Consider the following 17,318-nt stretch of genomic DNA (forward strand, 5'->3'; position numbering starts at 1 on the left):
TTGCCATCGCGTTGGTCTTGAAGTGGCCTCTGTGATTTCAGATGTCAATTGGTTCGTACGACACATGGTTGGCATTTCGCCATATGCACGCATAAGCCTGGCCTTCGCTTTGACTGCCCTGCTGCCTTTGGGCAGCCAGGCGCAGGAGGCCTTCCAGACCTTCAAGCAGATGGACACGACGGCGAAGATGCCGAAGCTGAACGCCTTCATCGCGCCGGGTACGGCGCCGCAGGGCTCGAAGCTGCACGAGGTCGCACTTGAGGCAAAGCTCACGGCCAATGGCGATGCGGTCCAGGACGGCCTTTCCTGGTATGTGTTCAGCCCCATGACGGGCTCCGACGGCAAGCTGCCGCTGATTGCATCGTCGCAGGGTGGCTCTGCGGACTTCCAGCTTGCACCCGGAGAGTATTTCGTCAACGTTTCCTTCGGTCGCGCCGGTGTTACCCGCAAACTGACGGTTCCCGAAGAGGGCAAGGTTGACAAGCAGACGATGGTCCTGGAGGCCGGTGGATTGCTGTTGAACGCCGTATCGGGCTCGGACGTCCGCATCCGGCCGGATCAGCTTAGCTTCTCGATCTACTCCGCCGAGGTGCGCGAAGACGGGGAGCGTGGTCTTGTCATGGCTGATGTGCCCCCCAACACCGTGGTTCGTCTGAATGCGGGGACGTACCACATCGTCTCCGAATACGGCGACACCAACGCTTCGATCCGCGCCGACATCCAGGTGGAGGCGGGCAAGCTCACAGAAGCAACGATCCAGCACAAAGCCGCGCAGATCACCTTCAAACTCGTGTCGGACGCCGGTGGAGAAGCGATTGCCGATACCGCCTGGTCGATCTTGACGGCCGCTGGCGACAGTGTCGGCGAGAGCGTCAGCGCCTTCCCGACCATGGTGCTTGCCGAAGGCGAATATTCAGCGGTTGCCCGAAACAAGGACAAAATCTACCAGCGCGATTTCAAGGTGGAGGCCGGCAAGAACACCGATGTCGAAGTCCTGATGAAGGACGTACAGCCCGAAGAGCCGACTGAGGCGGCAAAAACGGTGCAGGTTCAGCCGGATCAACAACCGCCAGCGGGTGACCCTGCGTCCCGGACGCAGGCGCCATTGCCCTCTTATGATCAACTGCAGAGCGGCACCGGCGACGACGCTGACTAATCTGCTTCAACGTGTTGCGAACAAAGAAAACCGCCCGGTCCTGTCCAGAGACCGGGCGGTTTTGTATTGAGGTCTGATTGGCGGTTCAGGCCGCCTTCGCCTTCCTGGCTTCCGCCTTGCGACGGACATCCGGCGGCGTGGCTTCGAGCCCGAGGCTTGCGATCGCCTCGTCAAGCGACATCGAGGTCTGCTCCTGGCTGCCGAGACGGCGGATATTGACCGTGCGCTCTTCCGCTTCCTTTTTGCCGCATACGATGATGACGGGAACTTTCGTAACGGAATGTTCGCGGATCTTGTAATTGATCTTCTCGTTACGGAAGTCGGTCTCGACCGTCAGGCCGGCGTCGCGCAGTGCTGCCGCAACTTCGGCGCCATAACCATCGGCCTCGGAGGTGATCGTCGCAACCACGACCTGCTGCGGCGATACCCACAGCGGCAGGTGTCCTGCGAAGTTCTCGATCAGGATGCCGAGGAAGCGCTCCATCGAGCCGCAGATGGCGCGGTGGATCATCACCGGCTGCGTCTTTTCCGAGTTGCTGTCGATGTAGAAGGCACCGAAGCGTTCCGGCAAGTTGAAGTCGACCTGCGTCGTGCCGCACTGCCATTCGCGGCCGATCGCGTCCTTCAGCGTATATTCGAACTTCGGACCGTAGAACGCGCCCTCGCCCGGCAGAATGCCGGTCTTGATGTTGTTCGACTGCTGCTGGATTGTCTCCAGCACATCGGTCATCACGCTTTCGGCGCGATCCCACAGGTCGTCCGAGCCGACGCGCTTTTCCGGGCGCGTTGAAAGCTTGATGGCAATCTCATCGAAGCCGAAGTCTTTGTAGACCGAAAGGATCAGATCGTTGATCTTCAGGCACTCGGCTGCCATCTGCTCGTCCGTGCAGAAGATGTGCGCATCGTCCTGCGTGAAGCCACGCACGCGCATCAGGCCATGCAGAGCGCCCGACGGCTCGTAGCGGTGGACGGTGCCAAATTCCGCAAGGCGAATTGGTAGTTCACGGTAAGACTTCAGACCGTGCTTGAAGATCTGAACGTGACCGGGGCAGTTCATCGGCTTCAGCGCGAAGACGCGGTCGTCATCCGTATCGTCGCCGGCAACGGTCACCTTGAACATGTTGTCGCGGTACCAGCCCCAGTGGCCGGACGTTTCCCAAAGCGACTTATCAAGCACCTGCGGCGCGTTGACCTCCTGATAGTCTTCATCGAGGCGGCGCCGCATATAGGCGACAAGCGTCTGGAACATCCGCCATCCCTTGCCGTGCCAGAAGACGACGCCCGGACCTTCTTCCTGGAAGTGGAAGAGATCCATTTCGCGGCCGAGCCGGCGATGATCGCGTTTCTCGGCCTCAGCAAGCACATGGAGGTAATTGTCGAGATCCGCCTGCTCGGCGAACGCGGTGCCGTAGATGCGGGTCAGCATTGGATTGTTGCTGTCGCCACGCCAGTACGCGCCGGCCACTTTCATCAGCTTGAAGGCCGTGCCGATCTGGCCGGTAGACGCCATATGCGGCCCGCGGCACAGGTCGAACCAGTCGCCCTGATAATAGATCTTCAGATCCTGGCCTTGGGGAATCGCATCGACGAGCTCGACCTTGTAGCTTTCGCCCTTCGCGGCAAAGACTTCCTTGGCCTTTTCTCGCGACCAGACTTCCTTGGTGAACGGCGCGTTGCGAGCGATGATTTCCTTCATCTTCTTTTCGATCTTTGGCAGATCGTCCGGTGTGAAGGGCTCGTTCTTGGCGAAGTCGTAGTAGAAACCGTTCTCGATGACCGGGCCGATCGTTACCTGCGTGCCGGGCCAGAGCTCCTGCACCGCTTCTGCCATGACATGGGCTGCGTCGTGCCGGATCAGCTCCAGCGCGCGGCCATCGGTGCGGGTGATGATTTCAATCGTGCCTGCCGTCACCGCATCGGAAAGGTCACGAACCTGACCGTCGATCGCGATCGCGACTGCCTTCTTGGCAAGCGACTTGGAAATGGATTCTGCGACATCCTTACCGGTTGCGCCAACATCGTAGTTGCGCACGGAACCATCGGGAAATGTCAGGGAAACGGATTGGGACATCTAGAATTCTCCTTGTCCAGTCCCGCCAACGAATGCGGGTGGTTGCAAATGAAGCGCTTCGTCCGCACGAATGCGCCGCCGCCTGATACCGAGATTTGCTGCTTGAGTAAAGAAAAAGGCAGCTCAGCCGATCATTTCGGCAAGGCCGCGAACGGTGTTCCAGTTTCGCAGCGTGCCGACGCCCATGCGCTTGGTTGTCAGTGCAGAAAGCAGCTTCCAGTCGCTCGGTTTGCCGGCAAAATCAATCCAGAGGTCGCCATCCGTGATCGCGAGGCGCTGCTGCGGATTGGCATAAGCTCGAAGCGTATCGATGGCCGTAGGGGTGAGTGGTCTTCGCATCACCCGTACGATGACTTGGCTGCCCTCGCCGTCCGGAAACGGATTCGAGCCCGCAAGCTTCAGCCAGTCGACACCTCTGCGCACAATGATATCGACCGGCTTGCCGTACCGTGCATTGAACGCTGCTTCCAGCCTTGCCTCGATATCGCAGAGTTGTGTTCCGTCTGCCTCAAAAACGATGTTGCCGGTTGAGACCAGCGTTCTCGGATTTCGGCAACCGACGTCAGTTGCCATGTCGCGAAGGTCAGACATCACGACCCGGCGGCCGGGCGCAAGCACGATACTGTGCAGCAGTGCAACGTAGATCATGCCTTCCAGAACTCCGCTGCTCCGTCCGGAAGGTTTGCAAGGACGCGTTCGAATGCAGTCGCATCGACACGCCTGGCCAAGGCATCGGCGACTTCATGGCGACGGCGAAATACCTGAAATGCGCCCGCCGTCATCTCTCAGCCCGCTTGCGCCCGAGCGCGAAATAGCGCCAGGGCGTCCACCAGTGCAACCGCGCACCGAGCTGGTCGGGGACCGGGTCGAGCCCGCTCGTGCCCCCCGGCCCGCAGCGTGCGACGCGAAACAATGTCATCCATCCACCGCTCCACAGCCCATGCCGCGCGACCGCCTCGTAGCCATATTCCGAGCAGGTCGGGATGTGCCGGCAGGAATTGCCGACAAAGCCGGAGAGCGTCAGCTGATAGAGGCGGATGAATCCCATACCGAGCAATCTGCCGGGCGTCTTGCGAAACGGGCCGGAATAGTTACGGGAGTGGAGGGTTGTTCGCTGGCGCGGTGCGGCGGCGCCACCTTCGTCTTCGTCATCATCTCGGCTTATGGAGCAGAACTCGCACATCGGTGTTGCCGCTCAGGCCTCGACGGTTTCGGCGCGTCTGGCTTCGATCTGGCCGATTGCATCGACGACGGCGTCGAAGGTCAGCATCGTGGAAGCATGTCGTGCCTTGTAATCTTTCACGGGGCGGAGATAGCGCATGTCCTCGAACCGGCCTTCCGGGCCCTCGCCGTCCGCCTTCAGCATCACCAGCATGTCCTCGCGCGCCTTGCGCAATTCCCTCGCGTTCGCGCCGACGACATGGCGCGCCATGATCGAAGAGGATGCCTGTCCAAGCGCGCAGGCTTTGACGTCATGCGCAAATCCGGTCACCGTCTCGCCATCCATCTTTAGCCAGATCTTGACCTTGGAGCCGCAGAGCTTGGAATGCGCCTGGGCGCTGGCGTCCGCATCCGGCAGGCTGCCGATCAGCGGAATGTTGCCCGCAAATTCGAGGATTTTGCTGTTGTAGATATCGTCCATCGTGGATTCCGCTCCAGAATTCATGCGGATCGGCGCCTCAAAACTCATTGTAGCACAAAAGAAAAACACAGCGTGTCGTGCCGGGAGACTTACATAAGGATGCCGTTTTCCTATATGTATGTCGTTCGAAGGCCAGTAAAATGCAATGGCCTCGGCTAAGTTTGATTGGGAAACCGTGCCGGAAGGGCAGCAATTCCAGCCCTGAAAGCCCCGGAGCCTGCCAAAGGTGCATGAATTCCCTTGAGTGGAATTGCCAGTGGCTAGTCCGAAAGACGGTCCGCAAAAGCGGACCAGGAGACTGTTACATATGGACGCCATCATCAAGAATTTTCCCCAGACGCCCTCCGATCTAGAAGCCGATCGGCCCAGCCAAAAAGAAGCTGAGGACGCGGTCCGCACGCTCTTGCGTTGGGCCGGCGACGATCCGTCGCGAGAAGGTCTGCTGGATACTCCGGCTCGCGTGGCCAAGGCCTATCGCGAACTTTTCGCCGGCTATGATATGGACCCGGAAGACGTGCTTGGCCGCACCTTCGAAGAGGTCGCCGGCTATGACGATATGGTCCTGGTGAGGGACATTCCCTTCTTCTCCCATTGCGAACACCACATGGTTCCGATCATCGGCAAGGCCCATGTCGCCTACATGCCCGACGGCAAGGTGCTCGGCCTTTCGAAGATCGCCCGCGTCGTCGAGATCTACGGCCGCCGCCTGCAAACTCAGGAAACTATGACCGCCCAGATTGCCAAGGCCATCGACGACACGCTGGCGCCGCGCGGCGTTGCAGTCATGATCGAGGCTGAACACATGTGCATGGCGATGCGCGGCGTGCAAAAGCAGGGCTCGACCACATTGACGACAACATTTACCGGAACGTTCAAAACTGAGCCGGCTGATCAAGCCCGATTCATGACCATGGTCCGGAGCCGCTGACTACGGCTTCGATTAAGAAAGCCGCGATGATGCCCTTTGCATTCAATGCACCGTCCGACGACAAATCCGAACTCGAGGACGCGGGCGACTTCACGCCGCGGTTCGACGATCGCGGCCTGATCACTGCGATCGTCACCGATGCCACCGATGGCGAGTTGCTGATGGTGGCGCATATGAATGCACAGGCCCTCGCCCTGACCATACAGACGGGGAAGGCTCACTACTTCAGCCGCTCGCGCGGCAAGCTGTGGATCAAGGGCGAAACGTCGGGCAACACCCAGATGGTCAAGGAAATCCGGACGGATTGCGATCAGGATGCCATCTGGCTGAAGGTCGAGGTAGCTGGCCACGATGCAACCTGTCACACCGGCCGCCGGTCCTGCTTCTATAGAACCGTCAACCTCGAAGACGGCAAGCCGATGCTCGAAATCGTCGATGACGAGCTCCAGTTCGACCCGAATGAAGTTTACGGAAAAGAGTCATAAGAACGGGCAATTGCCACTTATTGGGCCAAAAGCTACGCCTATATACGAATTGGAAAGGGAGACGGGACACTAATATACTCACTTGATTGTTTGCCGGGAGGGAGGCGAGCCATGCTAAATTGGGGTTTGTACCGCCAAAGCTCTGAGGCAGGCACGTCCAGCACCAGCACTCCCGCATCGCCAGATATGAGCGTCCCCGTCACTCCCGAGCCTACTCCCAAAAAAACCAAGCTTGCTCTCGCGCTCGGCGGCGGCGCCGCACGCGGTTGGGCCCATATAGGCGTTCTGCGCGCCTTGGATGAAGAAGGCATCGAGATCGGCATGGTCGCCGGAACCTCAATCGGCGCCCTCGTCGGTGGATGCTATCTGGCCGGCAAGCTCGACGAACTCGAAGGCTTCGCCCGTTCGCTGACGATGCGGCGCATTGCCAGCCTGCTTGACCTCACAATCGGCGGCAGTGGCTTGTTCGGCGGCATGCGGCTGACGAAACGCATGCAGGAGCATCTGGAAGGCCTGAATGTCGAAGATCTGGACCGGCCGTTCGTGGCTGTTGCCGCCGAGGTAAACACCGGGCATGAGGTCTGGATCGCCAACGGCTCATTGATCACGGCGCTTCGCGCCTCCTATGCCCTGCCCGGCATTTTCGAACCCATTCGCAGCAATCAACGGACGCTCGTCGACGGCGCGCTGGTCAACCCGGTTCCTGTTTCCGTCTGCCGCGCCTATGAGCAACCGCTCGTGGTCGCCGTCAACCTGAACTACGATCTTTATGGTCGCTCAGCCGTCGTCCGGCACAATGCCACCCTCTCGCCGTCTGAAGTGCATCGGCGCGAAGAGGTGCCCTATGCCAGGCTCGGCATGACCGGTGTGATGGTGCAGGCTTTCAACATCATCCAGGACAGGATAGCGCGTGCGCGCCTTGCGGGCGATCCGCCGGATTTATCGCTTCAACCGCGCCTCGGCGATATCGGCCTGTCGGAATTCCATCGCGCTGGAGAAGCGATCGAGCGCGGCTACGATGAAGCCAAGCTGAGGCTTCCTGAGCTGAAACGGATGCAGGAAATATTCGCCGGCTCCCTCTAGGCACCGGCGAAGCATTCAGCCGGCGATGTAGGCCTTGATCTGCTCGGCTTCCAGTTCGACTTCCGCGATACGCGTCTTCACGACGTCGCCAATCGAGATGATACCGGCGAGCTTGCCGTTCGTTTCAACCGGCACGTGGCGGAAGCGGCGGCTTGTCATCAGCCCCATCAGGTCGTTCACGGTTGAATCTTCATGGCACCGGTAGACCTTTGCGGTCATCATTGAGGCAACGGGCTGATCGAGACAGGCTGCTCCCGCCTTGGCGATCGCGTGCACGACATCGCGCTCCGTGAAAATCCCGGAAATCTTGTTCTCCATCCCGACGATGACGATAGCGCCGATCTTTTTCTTGCTGAGAATCACAGCCGCTTCGGAAACGGTCGTGTCAGGCCCGGCGGTTACGACATCCCTGCCCTTTGCGTCGAGTATGGCCTTGACTGAATTGGACATTTTGAACCTCCTATGTCGAAAGTGAAGCACTTCAACTGATCACAGGCATCCGCGGCGGTCTCTCCTCCCATCACGGATCAGTTCGAATGGTGCACTCCAATCCTCAAGATTGCAATATATCCGATGTCTCTGAAGTTAGCGGCTCCTCGGGCGGCTTCCGGTCAAAAAGACCGAAGAGAACGAAGCCGAAAATGAACCCTCCGATGTGGGCGTCCCAGGCGATTGCCTGTGACCCGTCGCCGATCAACGGGACGCCGACAGCAATCAGCAGATTGCCCACGAACCAGAAGAGAATGAATGCGACGACCGTGCGGCTGCGAAACGCTTCGAGCATCGAAAGACGCGCATTGAGATGGGCCGGCCGGGCAATCCGCTGTTGGGGTGGGAATGCAAAGCGGCAGGCGGCGCCCATCAGGCCGGACACCACGCCGGACGCGCCGATCAGCAGCGTGGCCTCTCCCCAATTCAAGGCCGCATGGAGAGCGGCCGACGCGATCGCGGATAGCACCCAGAAGGTGACAAATCGGAACGCGCCAATTCGGCGCGCCACCGGCGTGCCAAAGGCCATCAGCCATAGCCCGTTGAAAACGATATGCTCTGTGCTGCCGTGAAGGAGCGAATAGGTGATCGGCGTCCAGAGAAGTTGCGGGCCCTGCTCCGACAACGGCGTGATGTACCGCAACGGAATGAAGCCGAAATTGAAGAACAGCCAGTCGAGACCGTTGCCAGATAGAAACAGTGACTGGACGGCGTATATCAGCCCCAATAGCGCAAGTGCTGCAAGCACCGGGCCTGGAAGGTTGAAGATGGGCGACGGCGGCGGCGCCGGAGGCTCCATCGCCGCTTGCGGCTCGACCGAGTGCTCGTTCATCTTCGTCCTCGCTTGATTGCGGCACAGCCTTACAGGACGAAAGCTCAAAAAAAAAGCCGTCCGGCAAAGACCGGACGGCCTTCGAGCGTGTGGGGATAGACCCGCGCCCGACAGTCCGTGCTGAACTTCCCGAAGGCAGGAAGCGATGAGGAAACACTGCCACGGCACGGCTGGCGGCTCAATCGAAACCCTTCCTTAACCTTAACTGCCGCGAGTTGGCACGAAATACGCACGGCATCAGACTACACGGCCATGACGGCTGTGTTTTGATCCAAAGTGAAACAGCTGGTGCCGTAATGCGTCTCAAAACCACGATCGACCTATTCGAATATTGGAATCGCCTCCGCGGCCAGGACCTTGCGCCGCTGAGATCGCAGGTCGAGCCAACGGATTTGCGCCAAATTCTGTCGAGTGTGTTTCTCCTCGAAACAAGCGACTCGGGTCGCGTCGCGTTTCGTCTTGCCGGAACGCGCATTTGCGATCTCTTTGGTCGCGATCTCGGTGGCGCCCCGTTTTCCGAACTCTGGGCGCATGCGAACGACGATATCGAAAACACAGCGGCCGGCGTCATGACGCACGCGATCCCCGCATTGCTCAACGCCACCGGTTTCACTGCAGCCGGTCATCGTGCCTGCTTCGAAATTATCCTGCTGCCGCTACGCTCCGAGGACGGCGAATGCGACAAGCTGCTGGGCGCCATCGCTCCCGCCGCCGCGATAAGCTGGCTCGAAGTCGTGCCGCTCCAGTTCCTCGCTCTCGATCGCAGTCGATTGCTGCACGAACGGCTTGGCGGCGATGAGGAGCCTGATGACACGGAGTTCGACGACCAGCACACGCTGTACGCGCGCCCACCCTCGATCGCGGATACGATGCGACGCGTCATGTCTAGTCTATTTGTTGAAGCCGACGCTCCTGGTGTTCCGGTTCGACACAACCAATTGCGTACGCAGAGGACGAACCTGAACAACCTTCTGTTAAGGGATTGCGGGTAATGATCGGCCGGTTGTATTTTATGAAGAAGCCCTTTGATGCACGCGTTCCAGCAAGTTCAGACGCAACGGACTGCGCCTCGCCTCGAACAAGGTGCCTTTCAACGCGTACCCATTAACATGCAGGGCCGGCTGATGCTGGCGAACTACGAGGAATTTGAGTGCCTGGTGATCGACATGTCGCCGGGCGACATGTACGTGACTTGCCAGGGGCGTCCTCGCGCCAATGAGCGTGTCGTGGCCTACATCGACCACCTCGGACGCGTCGAAGGCTATGTGCAGACGGTCGACGGTCGTGGTTTCTCCATGTCGATCCACGCGACCGAACGTAAGCGCGAGAAGCTCGCGGCGCAGCTCACCTGGCTCGCAAACAAGCATGAGCTCGGCCTTCCGGAAGACCGCCGCCACGACCGCCTGACGCCGCGTGAGACCAAGACCGAAATCACCTTGGAAGACGGCGCCCGCTACAGCTGCCGCATCATGGACTTGTCGCTTTCCGGCGCCGCAGTCGATGTCGAGGTGCGTCCGCCGATTGGGACGCCTCTCCGTCTCGGCAATATGCGCGGCCGCGTTGTGCGCCATTTCGTGGAAGGTGTGGCGATCGAGTTCCTGTCGATCCAATCGCGGGAAACGCTGCGCGAATTTCTCTGATTGCTGTCACAGTCGCGTCGCGCGCCTAATGCATGAGGCTGCCCGAACAGGTGGCGTATGACGATTATCTATCCGGAAAAAGAACCTTACGAGCACGGGCTCCTTGATGTGGGCGACGGGCAGCAGGTCTATTGGGAAGCCTGCGGCAATCCCGATGGCCTGCCGGCACTGTATCTTCATGGAGGACCGGGTTCCGGCTGTTCAACATTTGCTCGCCGTTATTTTGACCCGTCTGTTTACCGCATCGTCCTCTTCGATCAGCGCAATTGCGGTCGCAGCCTGCCGAACGCTGCCGACATGGCGACCGACCTTGGGACCAATACGACCTGGCATCTCGTCGAAGACATCGAGAAACTGAGACGTCAGCTGCAGGTGACGAATTGGTTGCTGCTCGGCACCTCGTGGGGTTCGACGCTGGCGCTTGCCTACGCACAGACATATCCAGCGTGCATCCGCGAGCTCGTGCTTGCCGGCGTCACCACCACGCGCCCGTCGGAAATCGAGTGGCTCACACATGGAATGGCCAGCCTCTTTCCGATGGAACGGGACCATCTGCTGAACGCGCTTCCCGCCGATTTCAGGCAGCTCGGTGTCCTTGAGGGCTATCACCGTCTTCTCAACTCGCCCGACGTCGACATTCGCCTTGAGGCTGCTTGCAATTGGCACGATTGGGAGGCGGCTTCTATCCTCCTCGCTGATCCGATGGGGCTTCCTCGTCGCTGGCAAAATCCTCGCTACCTGCTGACACGGGCTCGGATCATCACGCACTACTTCCGCAATCTCGCCTGGCTGGACGACGGCGTCCTGCTACGCAATGCAGAAAGACTGGTGGGCATACCCGGCGTGCTCGTTCAGGGGCGGCTGGACCTCGAGGCGCCACTCGTGACGGCATGGGAATTGTCGAAAGCCTGGCCGCAAAGCAGGCTTGTTATCGTAGAGAATGCCGCCCATTCGGCGTCGCACGAGGGTTTGGCAGGCGCCATTGTCGATGCAATAGACGCTCTTCGCAAAATTCCTCAAAAATAATTCTGCTACCGCAGCCGAAACTGGCGTTCCAATCGGCCAATTTCACAGCCAGTTCCTCGGTTTCGATCGAAGCTAGCGCCGGCGTGGCGGCCAACTCGGATAGTAAATAAAGGCTTCCCAAAATTCCGGGCCTGGCCGCCCCGTTAATAACTTGTCCCAAAATGCTCCGACAACACGGCCGGAACGCCTTTCCGAGGAAGCAACAATTTTAATCAAAATTAGCGCGAAAGCGCTTCGAATTTTAGGTGCATTTGATTCTGTTTTTAGTCGATTTCTCTGCGTGTTTGAATCAACTAAGTCTTTAATTTAACTGCGTAATTTTGCGCCGAATAAAAACGTCTGTGTCAGGTTCTCCTCACAACGGGGAGACGATAAATGACGATAGCAACTTTCATCAAAGGCGGTCTGGCCGCCGGTGCGATGTTGATCGCGATGGTGGGTTCGGGACAAGCGACCCCCCTCAACATGACGGTTCTTGGCAACGCAAGCCCGCCGATCGGCGCCTATCAATTCTGCAAGGAACTGCCTACCGATTGCGCCAATGCAGCCGGCGATCAGGGCGAGCTCCTTCTGACCGAAGACCGCTGGAAGACGGTCCTCAAGGTCAATTACCAGGTCAACTCGACCATCACGCCACTCACCGACAAGGAAATCTACGGCGTCGAAGAGCGCTGGGCCTATCCGCGCACCGTTGGCGACTGTGAGGACTATGCGCTCTTGAAGCGGAAAATGCTGATCGATGCCGGTTTTTCACCTTCCGATCTGCTCATGACCGTCGTGTTGCAGCCGAACGGCGAAGGCCATGCTGTGCTGACCGTCCGCACTGACCGCGGCGATTTCATTCTCGACAACATGCGCAACAAAGTCATGCTTTGGGCCGATACCGAATACACGTTCCTGAAGCGCCAGTCCGCTGAAGATCCGACCCGCTGGGTCAAGCTGCAGGACGGTCGCGCAGTGGCAGTCGGCAGCGTCAAGTAAGCTGTCGCCGGATCGACCGGCGACAACGATACGGCTCCGGTCGTCCCCCGCATCCCCGTCCCAGACCGGCGCCATGGAGCCGCTCCCGCTGTCCCGGGAGCGGCTCGTTTTTCGGGCGCTTTAGCGCGAGGCTTAATTGTCCGTTAACCACTGCGGCCGGATCATCGGCACATTCACCATCGACACCGGCGACTCCTGTTCTCATCGCGGCGGTCTGACATCCGAAAGTCGCCATGAACCATACCGTGCAGACTGCCCACGAGATCCAGGAAACGCCTCTCCTTTCGACAGGTTTCGTCATCCGCCTTACGGTCATCATCGCTTGTCTTGCGGCGTTGACGCTCGTCATCAGTTTTGGCGGTCGCTGGTTCGGGGCGCGGATATCGCTCGCCGGCAATACGGCCTCAACGGCAGCGATAACCCTGACGATCGGCCGCGATACGCTGCGTCTTCCTGAAAACACGCTGCGGTTCCTCAGTCAGCGGAGAGACGGCATGTCGGAACGGGCGGACCTCTACCTCACCTGGCCTGAAATGCAGGGCTACAGCAAGGAGCATCGCGAGCGTTTCGACGATGTGGCCCAGTCGTCAGGACTGATCTTCCTCCAGATCGCGCAGAGCACGATGTCGCGGGATATGTCCGGGCGCCTCGAGCCGATCTATTCGCATCTGATGAAGGGCGACGGCGTGCCTTTCGCCAATGGAATGACGCTGCATCGCCTGCGCGCGGACGCAGGCTATGCCGACGAGGTTCTGTTGACCGCGCCACGCGCCGGTGCCCCTGATTACGTCGTGCGTTGCGCCTTTCCGTCGACACCGCAGACGGCGACTAGCGGCGATTGCCAGCGCGACATCAAAGTCGGCCGCGATTTAACTGTGCTTTACCGGTTCTCGAGCAGGCATCTGCCTGATTGGGACCATATTGATGCCGCTATTCGCCATTTCGTGGAGGCGCGACTTGTGAACGCTTCTGCGACACGTCGCTAGAATGATCCGATGTGGCGAAAGAAACGATTAATCATAAACGGATTGGTAACCCCGGACAGATAATTTGCCGAGAGAGAACGATCGTGCCGGGAGGGCGGGCGATCTCTCCAATGTCCGAAATGCAAGCGAAGAGTAGAATAGTGTCAAGGTCAGTCTCCTCCGTATTTTCATCGCTATCCCGCAGTTTTTTGGTAAAGGCGATCACGGCGCTTTCTTTGGCCGCCAGTATCGTCATGGTCGACTCGGTCAATGCCGACGCAGAGGCCGCCAACTCGAAATATGCGGGCATCGTCGTCGATACGAAGACCGGCAATGTTCTCTACAGTGAGAACGCGGATCGCCTGCAGTATCCGGCATCTCTCACGAAGATGATGACGCTCTACCTGACCTTCGAAGCCTTGGAACAGGGTCGCATCCGTCTCGATACGTCGGTTCCCTTCTCCGCACACGCTTCCGCCCAGGCGCCGACGAAGCTCGGTGTGCGTCCAGGCGGTACGATCACCGTCGAACAGGCGGTCCTCGGCCTTGTGACGCTTTCAGCCAACGACGCATCGACGGCTCTTGGTGAATTGCTTGCCGGCACGGAGGATCGCTTTGCGCAGGTGATGACGGCAAAGGCGCACGCGCTCGGCATGACGCGCACGACCTATCGCAATGCCAACGGCTTGCCGAATACCGCCCAGATGACGACCGCGCGCGATCAGGCCCGCCTCGGTATCGCACTTCGCCAGCATTTTCCGCAGTATTACGGCTATTTCTCCACGCAGAGCTTCAAGTTCGGCAACCGTGTCATCCGTAGCCACAATCGTCTCGTTGGTTCTGTGCGCGGCGTCGACGGCATCAAGACCGGCTATACGCGTGCGGCTGGTTTCAACCTGGTGAGCTCCGTTCAGGTCGATGGCAAGTCGATCGTCGGTGTTGTTCTCGGCGGCGCCTCGACCCCTGCCCGTGACAATCAGATGCGCAAGCTGATTGCAACCTATCTACCGAAAGCGTCTAGCCGTGGCGGCTCCTCCGATCTGATCGCCCAGACTGCGCCGCAAGCCGCAGCACCTGCCGCCGAAACGCGCGTCGCTTCAGCTGTGCCTGAAGTCAGCCCGCCGCGCCCCGCGCCGACCCCGGACACCCGTTATCAAACGGCCTCCGCGCAGGTCGCCTATGCCGATGTCGCCAAGTCGAAGTCCGACAATCCGCTGCTCCAGCAGGAAATGCCGGCGCCGACGAAGGTCAAGACGCAGGCTGTCAAACAGGCATCTGTCGCCACGCCGACGCCTGCACCCGTCTATATGCCGCCGGAACAGGGCGACACGTCTGTCGACGAACTGACGACCGCATCGACCAGGGAGCCGCAGCAAACTGGCTGGGCCGTCCAGATTGGTGTTTCCGGCAGCAAGGAAGGCGCAATGGATCTGCTCGACGGCGCCAAGAACAAGGCTGGCAAGGCTCTGCGCTCCGCGAAGCCTCTCGCGGTCGCAAACGCCGGAAGCTATCGTGCACGCTTCGGCGGCTTCGATGACCAGCGTGCTGCCGTGAACGCCTGCAACGCCCTGAAACGGGCTGGTGTGAAGTGCTGGGCCACCGCCCAGTGATCAGCGGGTCTGCCGCCCGATATGCGCGGGCGGCAGTCCAAAAACGTCGTGATCTGTGTGTTTGATCCGACGGAGTTCTGAGACTCGGTTTGTAATGCGTACGGGGATGAGAATGGCGATCAACGAGAATGTTCCGGAGTTTCCGCCACACGGCCGGGTGACCGGCAAGAATCCGCGAGCCGGTTTGCACCCGCTACACGAAGCGGCTTTGCGACTGGCAGAGGTAGGATTGCAGCGGCAGAAGCCAAAATCCGCAAAGACCAAAGACCTGATTAACCTGCTGCTGTGCCATGGCGCACGGGCGTGGCGCTGCTCGCAGGCCGAAACCAACATCCATCTTCACGTCACCTGCCCGGAAGGCCGGGCACCGGTGACACTCCGTCTACGCTGATCAGAGCAGGCCGAGTTCAGAAAGCTCGCGGCGAAGGTCCGCGGGCATTTCCGCAATTCCCTCGCCCAGGCTGTTCAGATCGCGCGGCACGTCGTCTTGCGGATAATAGCGCCAGCCCTGGAAAGGCCGCTTCGGCTGCACGGCAGTTTCGATGACCTCGGGCCCCAGGACAAGATGGCATCGCGAGATTCCTTCGCCATCGGTAAAGGTCTGGATGTCGAGCAGTTTCTGGCGCGCCTGAACCTGCCCCTTGATGACCCAATAAAGCGAACCGCCGTCGAGTAATTCCTCGACACGCTTCGGGACCATCCTCGTCGTATGCACGGAATGAGGCTCAAGCCCGGCCGCAATCGCCCGGAGAGCGCGCTCGGCGACCCATTCGCGCAGATCGTCGATCGAGTCCGCGCCTACGCACAATTTAATGAGATGCAATGCCATGCCGCCGTTGAAATCCTTTTATCGGGCAGCGTCAAGCGGCAAGTCGCATGTCCACAAAGTCAACATTCCACCACGTTGACAGCAAGCCCGCCGGTGGATGTCTCCTTGTACTTCTCGCTCATGTCGTTGCCGGTCTGCCGCATGGTCTCGATACAGGCATCCAAGGGAACGAAGTGCTTACCGTCTCCCTTGATCGCCAGCGATGCGGCCGTAACCGCCTTGACTGCGCCAAGAGCATTTCGTTCGATGCAGGGAACCTGCACGAGGCCCGCGACGGGGTCGCAGCTCATGCCAAGATGATGTTCCAGCGCGATTTCGGCGGCGTTCTCGATCTGCTCCGGCGTGCCGCCCATGACCGCGGCAAGGCCGGCAGCTGCCATGGCGGCCGCAGATCCCACCTCGCCCTGACAGCCGACCTCTGCGCCCGAAATAGAGGCATTGTGCTTGATGATCCCGCCGATGGCGCCGGCGGTGAGCAGATAGTCGCGGATACCGTTCTGGTCCCAATCGTCGTGAAAATGCTCGTAGTAGCGGATCGTTGCGGGGATGACCCCCGCGGCGCCATTCGTCGGGGCAGTCACGACGCGTCCACCGGCCGCATTCTCTTCGTTGACGGCCATGGCGTAGACGCTGAGCCAGTCGTTGGCGAGCAGCGGGTTGATACGGTTGCTGCGCCATTCCTCTTGCAGCTTGTCGTGGATCGCACGGGCGCGGCGGCGCACATTCAGCCCGCCCGGCATTATGCCGTCGACCTTGAGGCCACGTTCGATGCACGATCGCATCGCTTCCCAGATGCGATCGAGACCCGCGTCCAGTTCCTCGCGGCTGCGCTGCGTTTCCTCGTTTGCACGCTTCATCTGTGCGATCGAGAGGCCGGAGCGCGCAGCCATATCGAGCATCTGCTTGGCTGAGGCAAAAGGATACGGAACCTTGAGTGAATCGGAGGGCGTCTTCTTCTTCGCGCGCATCTGTTCAAGTTCGGTGTCAGTCACGACGAAGCCGCCGCCGACTGAATAGTAGATACGCTTGATAAGCATCCGACCGTCTTTATCGAAGGCGGAGAAGGACATACCGTTCGCGTGGCCGGGTAGCGGCTGCTTCTTGTCGAAGATCAGGTCGTTCTTGGGTTGAAAGGCATAGCTCGGGTGGCCTGGCGGCGTGATGCGGCCGGAGCGCTCCACCTGATCGATGATGCCGTCCATCACGTCCGGATCGACGCTGTCCGGCTGCTCTCCCATCAGCCCGAGAATGACGGCCCGGCCCGTTCCATGTCCGATCCCGGTATGCGCCAGCGAACCGTGCAGGCTAACCGTCATAGACGCGACCTGAGCGCCAGAGGTCGGGCGCGGCCAATCGTTGGACAGAATCAGATCGAGGAAGCGATTGGCCGCGGTCATCGGACCCATCGTGTGAGAGCTGGAAGGCCCGACGCCGATTTTGAATACGTCGAAAACGGAAAGGAACATGACTGCGTCCTGTAAAGTTGCTGCGCAAACCTACGCTACCGGCTCTCGCGATCCCTGCGATGGACCGACATGGCATTTCACGCGTGCGACATCTGTAAAACGAAGCGCGGCGGCT

The 17,318-nt window shown here is 59.8% G+C and carries 19 protein-coding genes; 11 read left to right on the forward strand and 8 right to left on the reverse strand.

The genetic code is table 11. The features are described 5' to 3' along the window. Window positions 1-64: 64 nt before the first annotated feature. Window positions 65-1,156 carry a hypothetical protein gene (locus ACSQ9D_RS07735; protein ID WP_436281746.1) on the forward strand — a complete coding sequence of 364 codons (1,092 nt, stop codon included), beginning with the start codon at window positions 65-67 and terminating at the stop codon, window positions 1,154-1,156. Between the two features lie 85 nt (window positions 1,157-1,241). Here the strand turns inward: ACSQ9D_RS07735 and thrS are convergent, their stop codons facing one another. The 4 genes from thrS to ACSQ9D_RS07755 all read right to left on the reverse strand — a co-directional run bounded on the left by thrS (window position 1,242) and on the right by ACSQ9D_RS07755 (window position 4,869). Beyond that, a complete protein-coding gene (gene thrS / locus ACSQ9D_RS07740; RefSeq protein WP_436281747.1) occupies window positions 1,242-3,227 on the reverse strand; it encodes a threonine--tRNA ligase in 1,986 nt (661 codons plus the stop codon). Window positions 3,228-3,350: 123 nt separating this feature from the next. After that, complete coding sequence (locus tag ACSQ9D_RS07745; protein WP_436281748.1) at window positions 3,351-3,875, reverse strand: DUF1697 domain-containing protein; 525 nt, start codon at window positions 3,873-3,875, stop codon at window positions 3,351-3,353. Between the two features lie 130 nt (window positions 3,876-4,005). After that, the gene (gene yidD / locus ACSQ9D_RS07750; protein WP_436281749.1) at window positions 4,006-4,410 is read right to left on the reverse strand and encodes a membrane protein insertion efficiency factor YidD; all 405 of its coding nucleotides are present in this window, start codon (window positions 4,408-4,410) and stop codon (window positions 4,006-4,008) included. Between the two features lie 12 nt (window positions 4,411-4,422). Beyond that, entirely contained in the window at window positions 4,423-4,869 is a 447-nt protein-coding gene (locus tag ACSQ9D_RS07755; RefSeq protein WP_436281750.1) for an iron-sulfur cluster assembly scaffold protein, read from the reverse strand. Window positions 4,870-5,176: 307 nt separating this feature from the next. On the opposite strand from ACSQ9D_RS07755, the gene folE reads away from it, so the two are divergent. From folE to ACSQ9D_RS07770, 3 genes are all read left to right on the forward strand, one after another. After that, window positions 5,177-5,797: a GTP cyclohydrolase I FolE gene (gene folE / locus ACSQ9D_RS07760; protein ID WP_436281751.1), complete on the forward strand. Its 621-nt coding sequence runs from the start codon at window positions 5,177-5,179 to the stop codon at window positions 5,795-5,797. 26 nt (window positions 5,798-5,823) lie between these two features. Beyond that, a complete protein-coding gene (gene hisI / locus ACSQ9D_RS07765; protein ID WP_436281752.1) occupies window positions 5,824-6,282 on the forward strand; it encodes a phosphoribosyl-AMP cyclohydrolase in 459 nt (152 codons plus the stop codon). Window positions 6,283-6,393: 111 nt separating this feature from the next. After that, window positions 6,394-7,365 (forward strand): patatin-like phospholipase family protein, encoded by a 972-nt coding sequence (locus ACSQ9D_RS07770; protein WP_436281753.1) that lies wholly within the window; start codon window positions 6,394-6,396, stop codon window positions 7,363-7,365. Window positions 7,366-7,380: 15 nt separating this feature from the next. Here ACSQ9D_RS07770 and ACSQ9D_RS07775 read toward each other — a convergent pair whose 3' ends face one another. Both ACSQ9D_RS07775 and ACSQ9D_RS07780 read right to left on the reverse strand, forming a co-directional pair. Then, window positions 7,381-7,815, reverse strand: a complete 435-nt coding sequence (locus ACSQ9D_RS07775; protein ID WP_436281754.1) for a CBS domain-containing protein — start codon at window positions 7,813-7,815, stop codon at window positions 7,381-7,383. A gap of 103 nt (window positions 7,816-7,918) precedes the next feature. Then, the gene (locus ACSQ9D_RS07780) at window positions 7,919-8,686 is read right to left on the reverse strand and encodes a rhomboid family intramembrane serine protease (RefSeq protein ID WP_436281755.1); all 768 of its coding nucleotides are present in this window, start codon (window positions 8,684-8,686) and stop codon (window positions 7,919-7,921) included. A gap of 296 nt (window positions 8,687-8,982) precedes the next feature. On the opposite strand from ACSQ9D_RS07780, the gene ACSQ9D_RS07785 reads away from it, so the two are divergent. From ACSQ9D_RS07785 to ACSQ9D_RS07815, 7 genes are all read left to right on the forward strand, one after another. Continuing rightward, a complete protein-coding gene (locus tag ACSQ9D_RS07785) occupies window positions 8,983-9,678 on the forward strand; it encodes a PAS domain-containing protein (RefSeq protein ID WP_436281756.1) in 696 nt (231 codons plus the stop codon). 36 nt (window positions 9,679-9,714) lie between these two features. Further along, entirely contained in the window at window positions 9,715-10,326 is a 612-nt protein-coding gene (locus ACSQ9D_RS07790; RefSeq protein WP_072376243.1) for a PilZ domain-containing protein, read from the forward strand. A 57-nt stretch (window positions 10,327-10,383) separates the two neighbouring features. Next, a complete protein-coding gene (gene pip / locus ACSQ9D_RS07795) occupies window positions 10,384-11,352 on the forward strand; it encodes a prolyl aminopeptidase (RefSeq protein ID WP_436281757.1) in 969 nt (322 codons plus the stop codon). A gap of 375 nt (window positions 11,353-11,727) precedes the next feature. After that, window positions 11,728-12,333 carry a transglutaminase-like cysteine peptidase gene (locus ACSQ9D_RS07800; protein ID WP_436281758.1) on the forward strand — a complete coding sequence of 202 codons (606 nt, stop codon included), beginning with the start codon at window positions 11,728-11,730 and terminating at the stop codon, window positions 12,331-12,333. A 233-nt stretch (window positions 12,334-12,566) separates the two neighbouring features. Next, on the forward strand, window positions 12,567-13,319 hold the full coding sequence (locus ACSQ9D_RS07805) for a hypothetical protein (RefSeq protein WP_436281759.1): 753 nt from the start codon (window positions 12,567-12,569) through the stop codon (window positions 13,317-13,319). Window positions 13,320-13,438: 119 nt separating this feature from the next. Beyond that, complete coding sequence (locus ACSQ9D_RS07810; RefSeq protein ID WP_436283789.1) at window positions 13,439-14,908, forward strand: D-alanyl-D-alanine carboxypeptidase; 1,470 nt, start codon at window positions 13,439-13,441, stop codon at window positions 14,906-14,908. Between the two features lie 112 nt (window positions 14,909-15,020). Next, a complete protein-coding gene (locus tag ACSQ9D_RS07815) occupies window positions 15,021-15,299 on the forward strand; it encodes a hypothetical protein (protein ID WP_436281760.1) in 279 nt (92 codons plus the stop codon). Here the strand turns inward: ACSQ9D_RS07815 and ACSQ9D_RS07820 are convergent, their stop codons facing one another. Beyond that, on the reverse strand, window positions 15,300-15,737 hold the full coding sequence (locus tag ACSQ9D_RS07820) for a DUF1489 family protein (RefSeq protein ID WP_037122045.1): 438 nt from the start codon (window positions 15,735-15,737) through the stop codon (window positions 15,300-15,302). 59 nt (window positions 15,738-15,796) lie between these two features. Further along, the gene (locus ACSQ9D_RS07825) at window positions 15,797-17,203 is read right to left on the reverse strand and encodes an L-serine ammonia-lyase (RefSeq protein WP_436281761.1); all 1,407 of its coding nucleotides are present in this window, start codon (window positions 17,201-17,203) and stop codon (window positions 15,797-15,799) included. Between the last annotated feature and the right edge of the window lie 115 nt (window positions 17,204-17,318).

Source organism: Rhizobium sp. LjRoot258 (assembly GCF_964254185.1).
Lineage (GTDB): Bacteria > Pseudomonadota > Alphaproteobacteria > Rhizobiales > Rhizobiaceae > Rhizobium.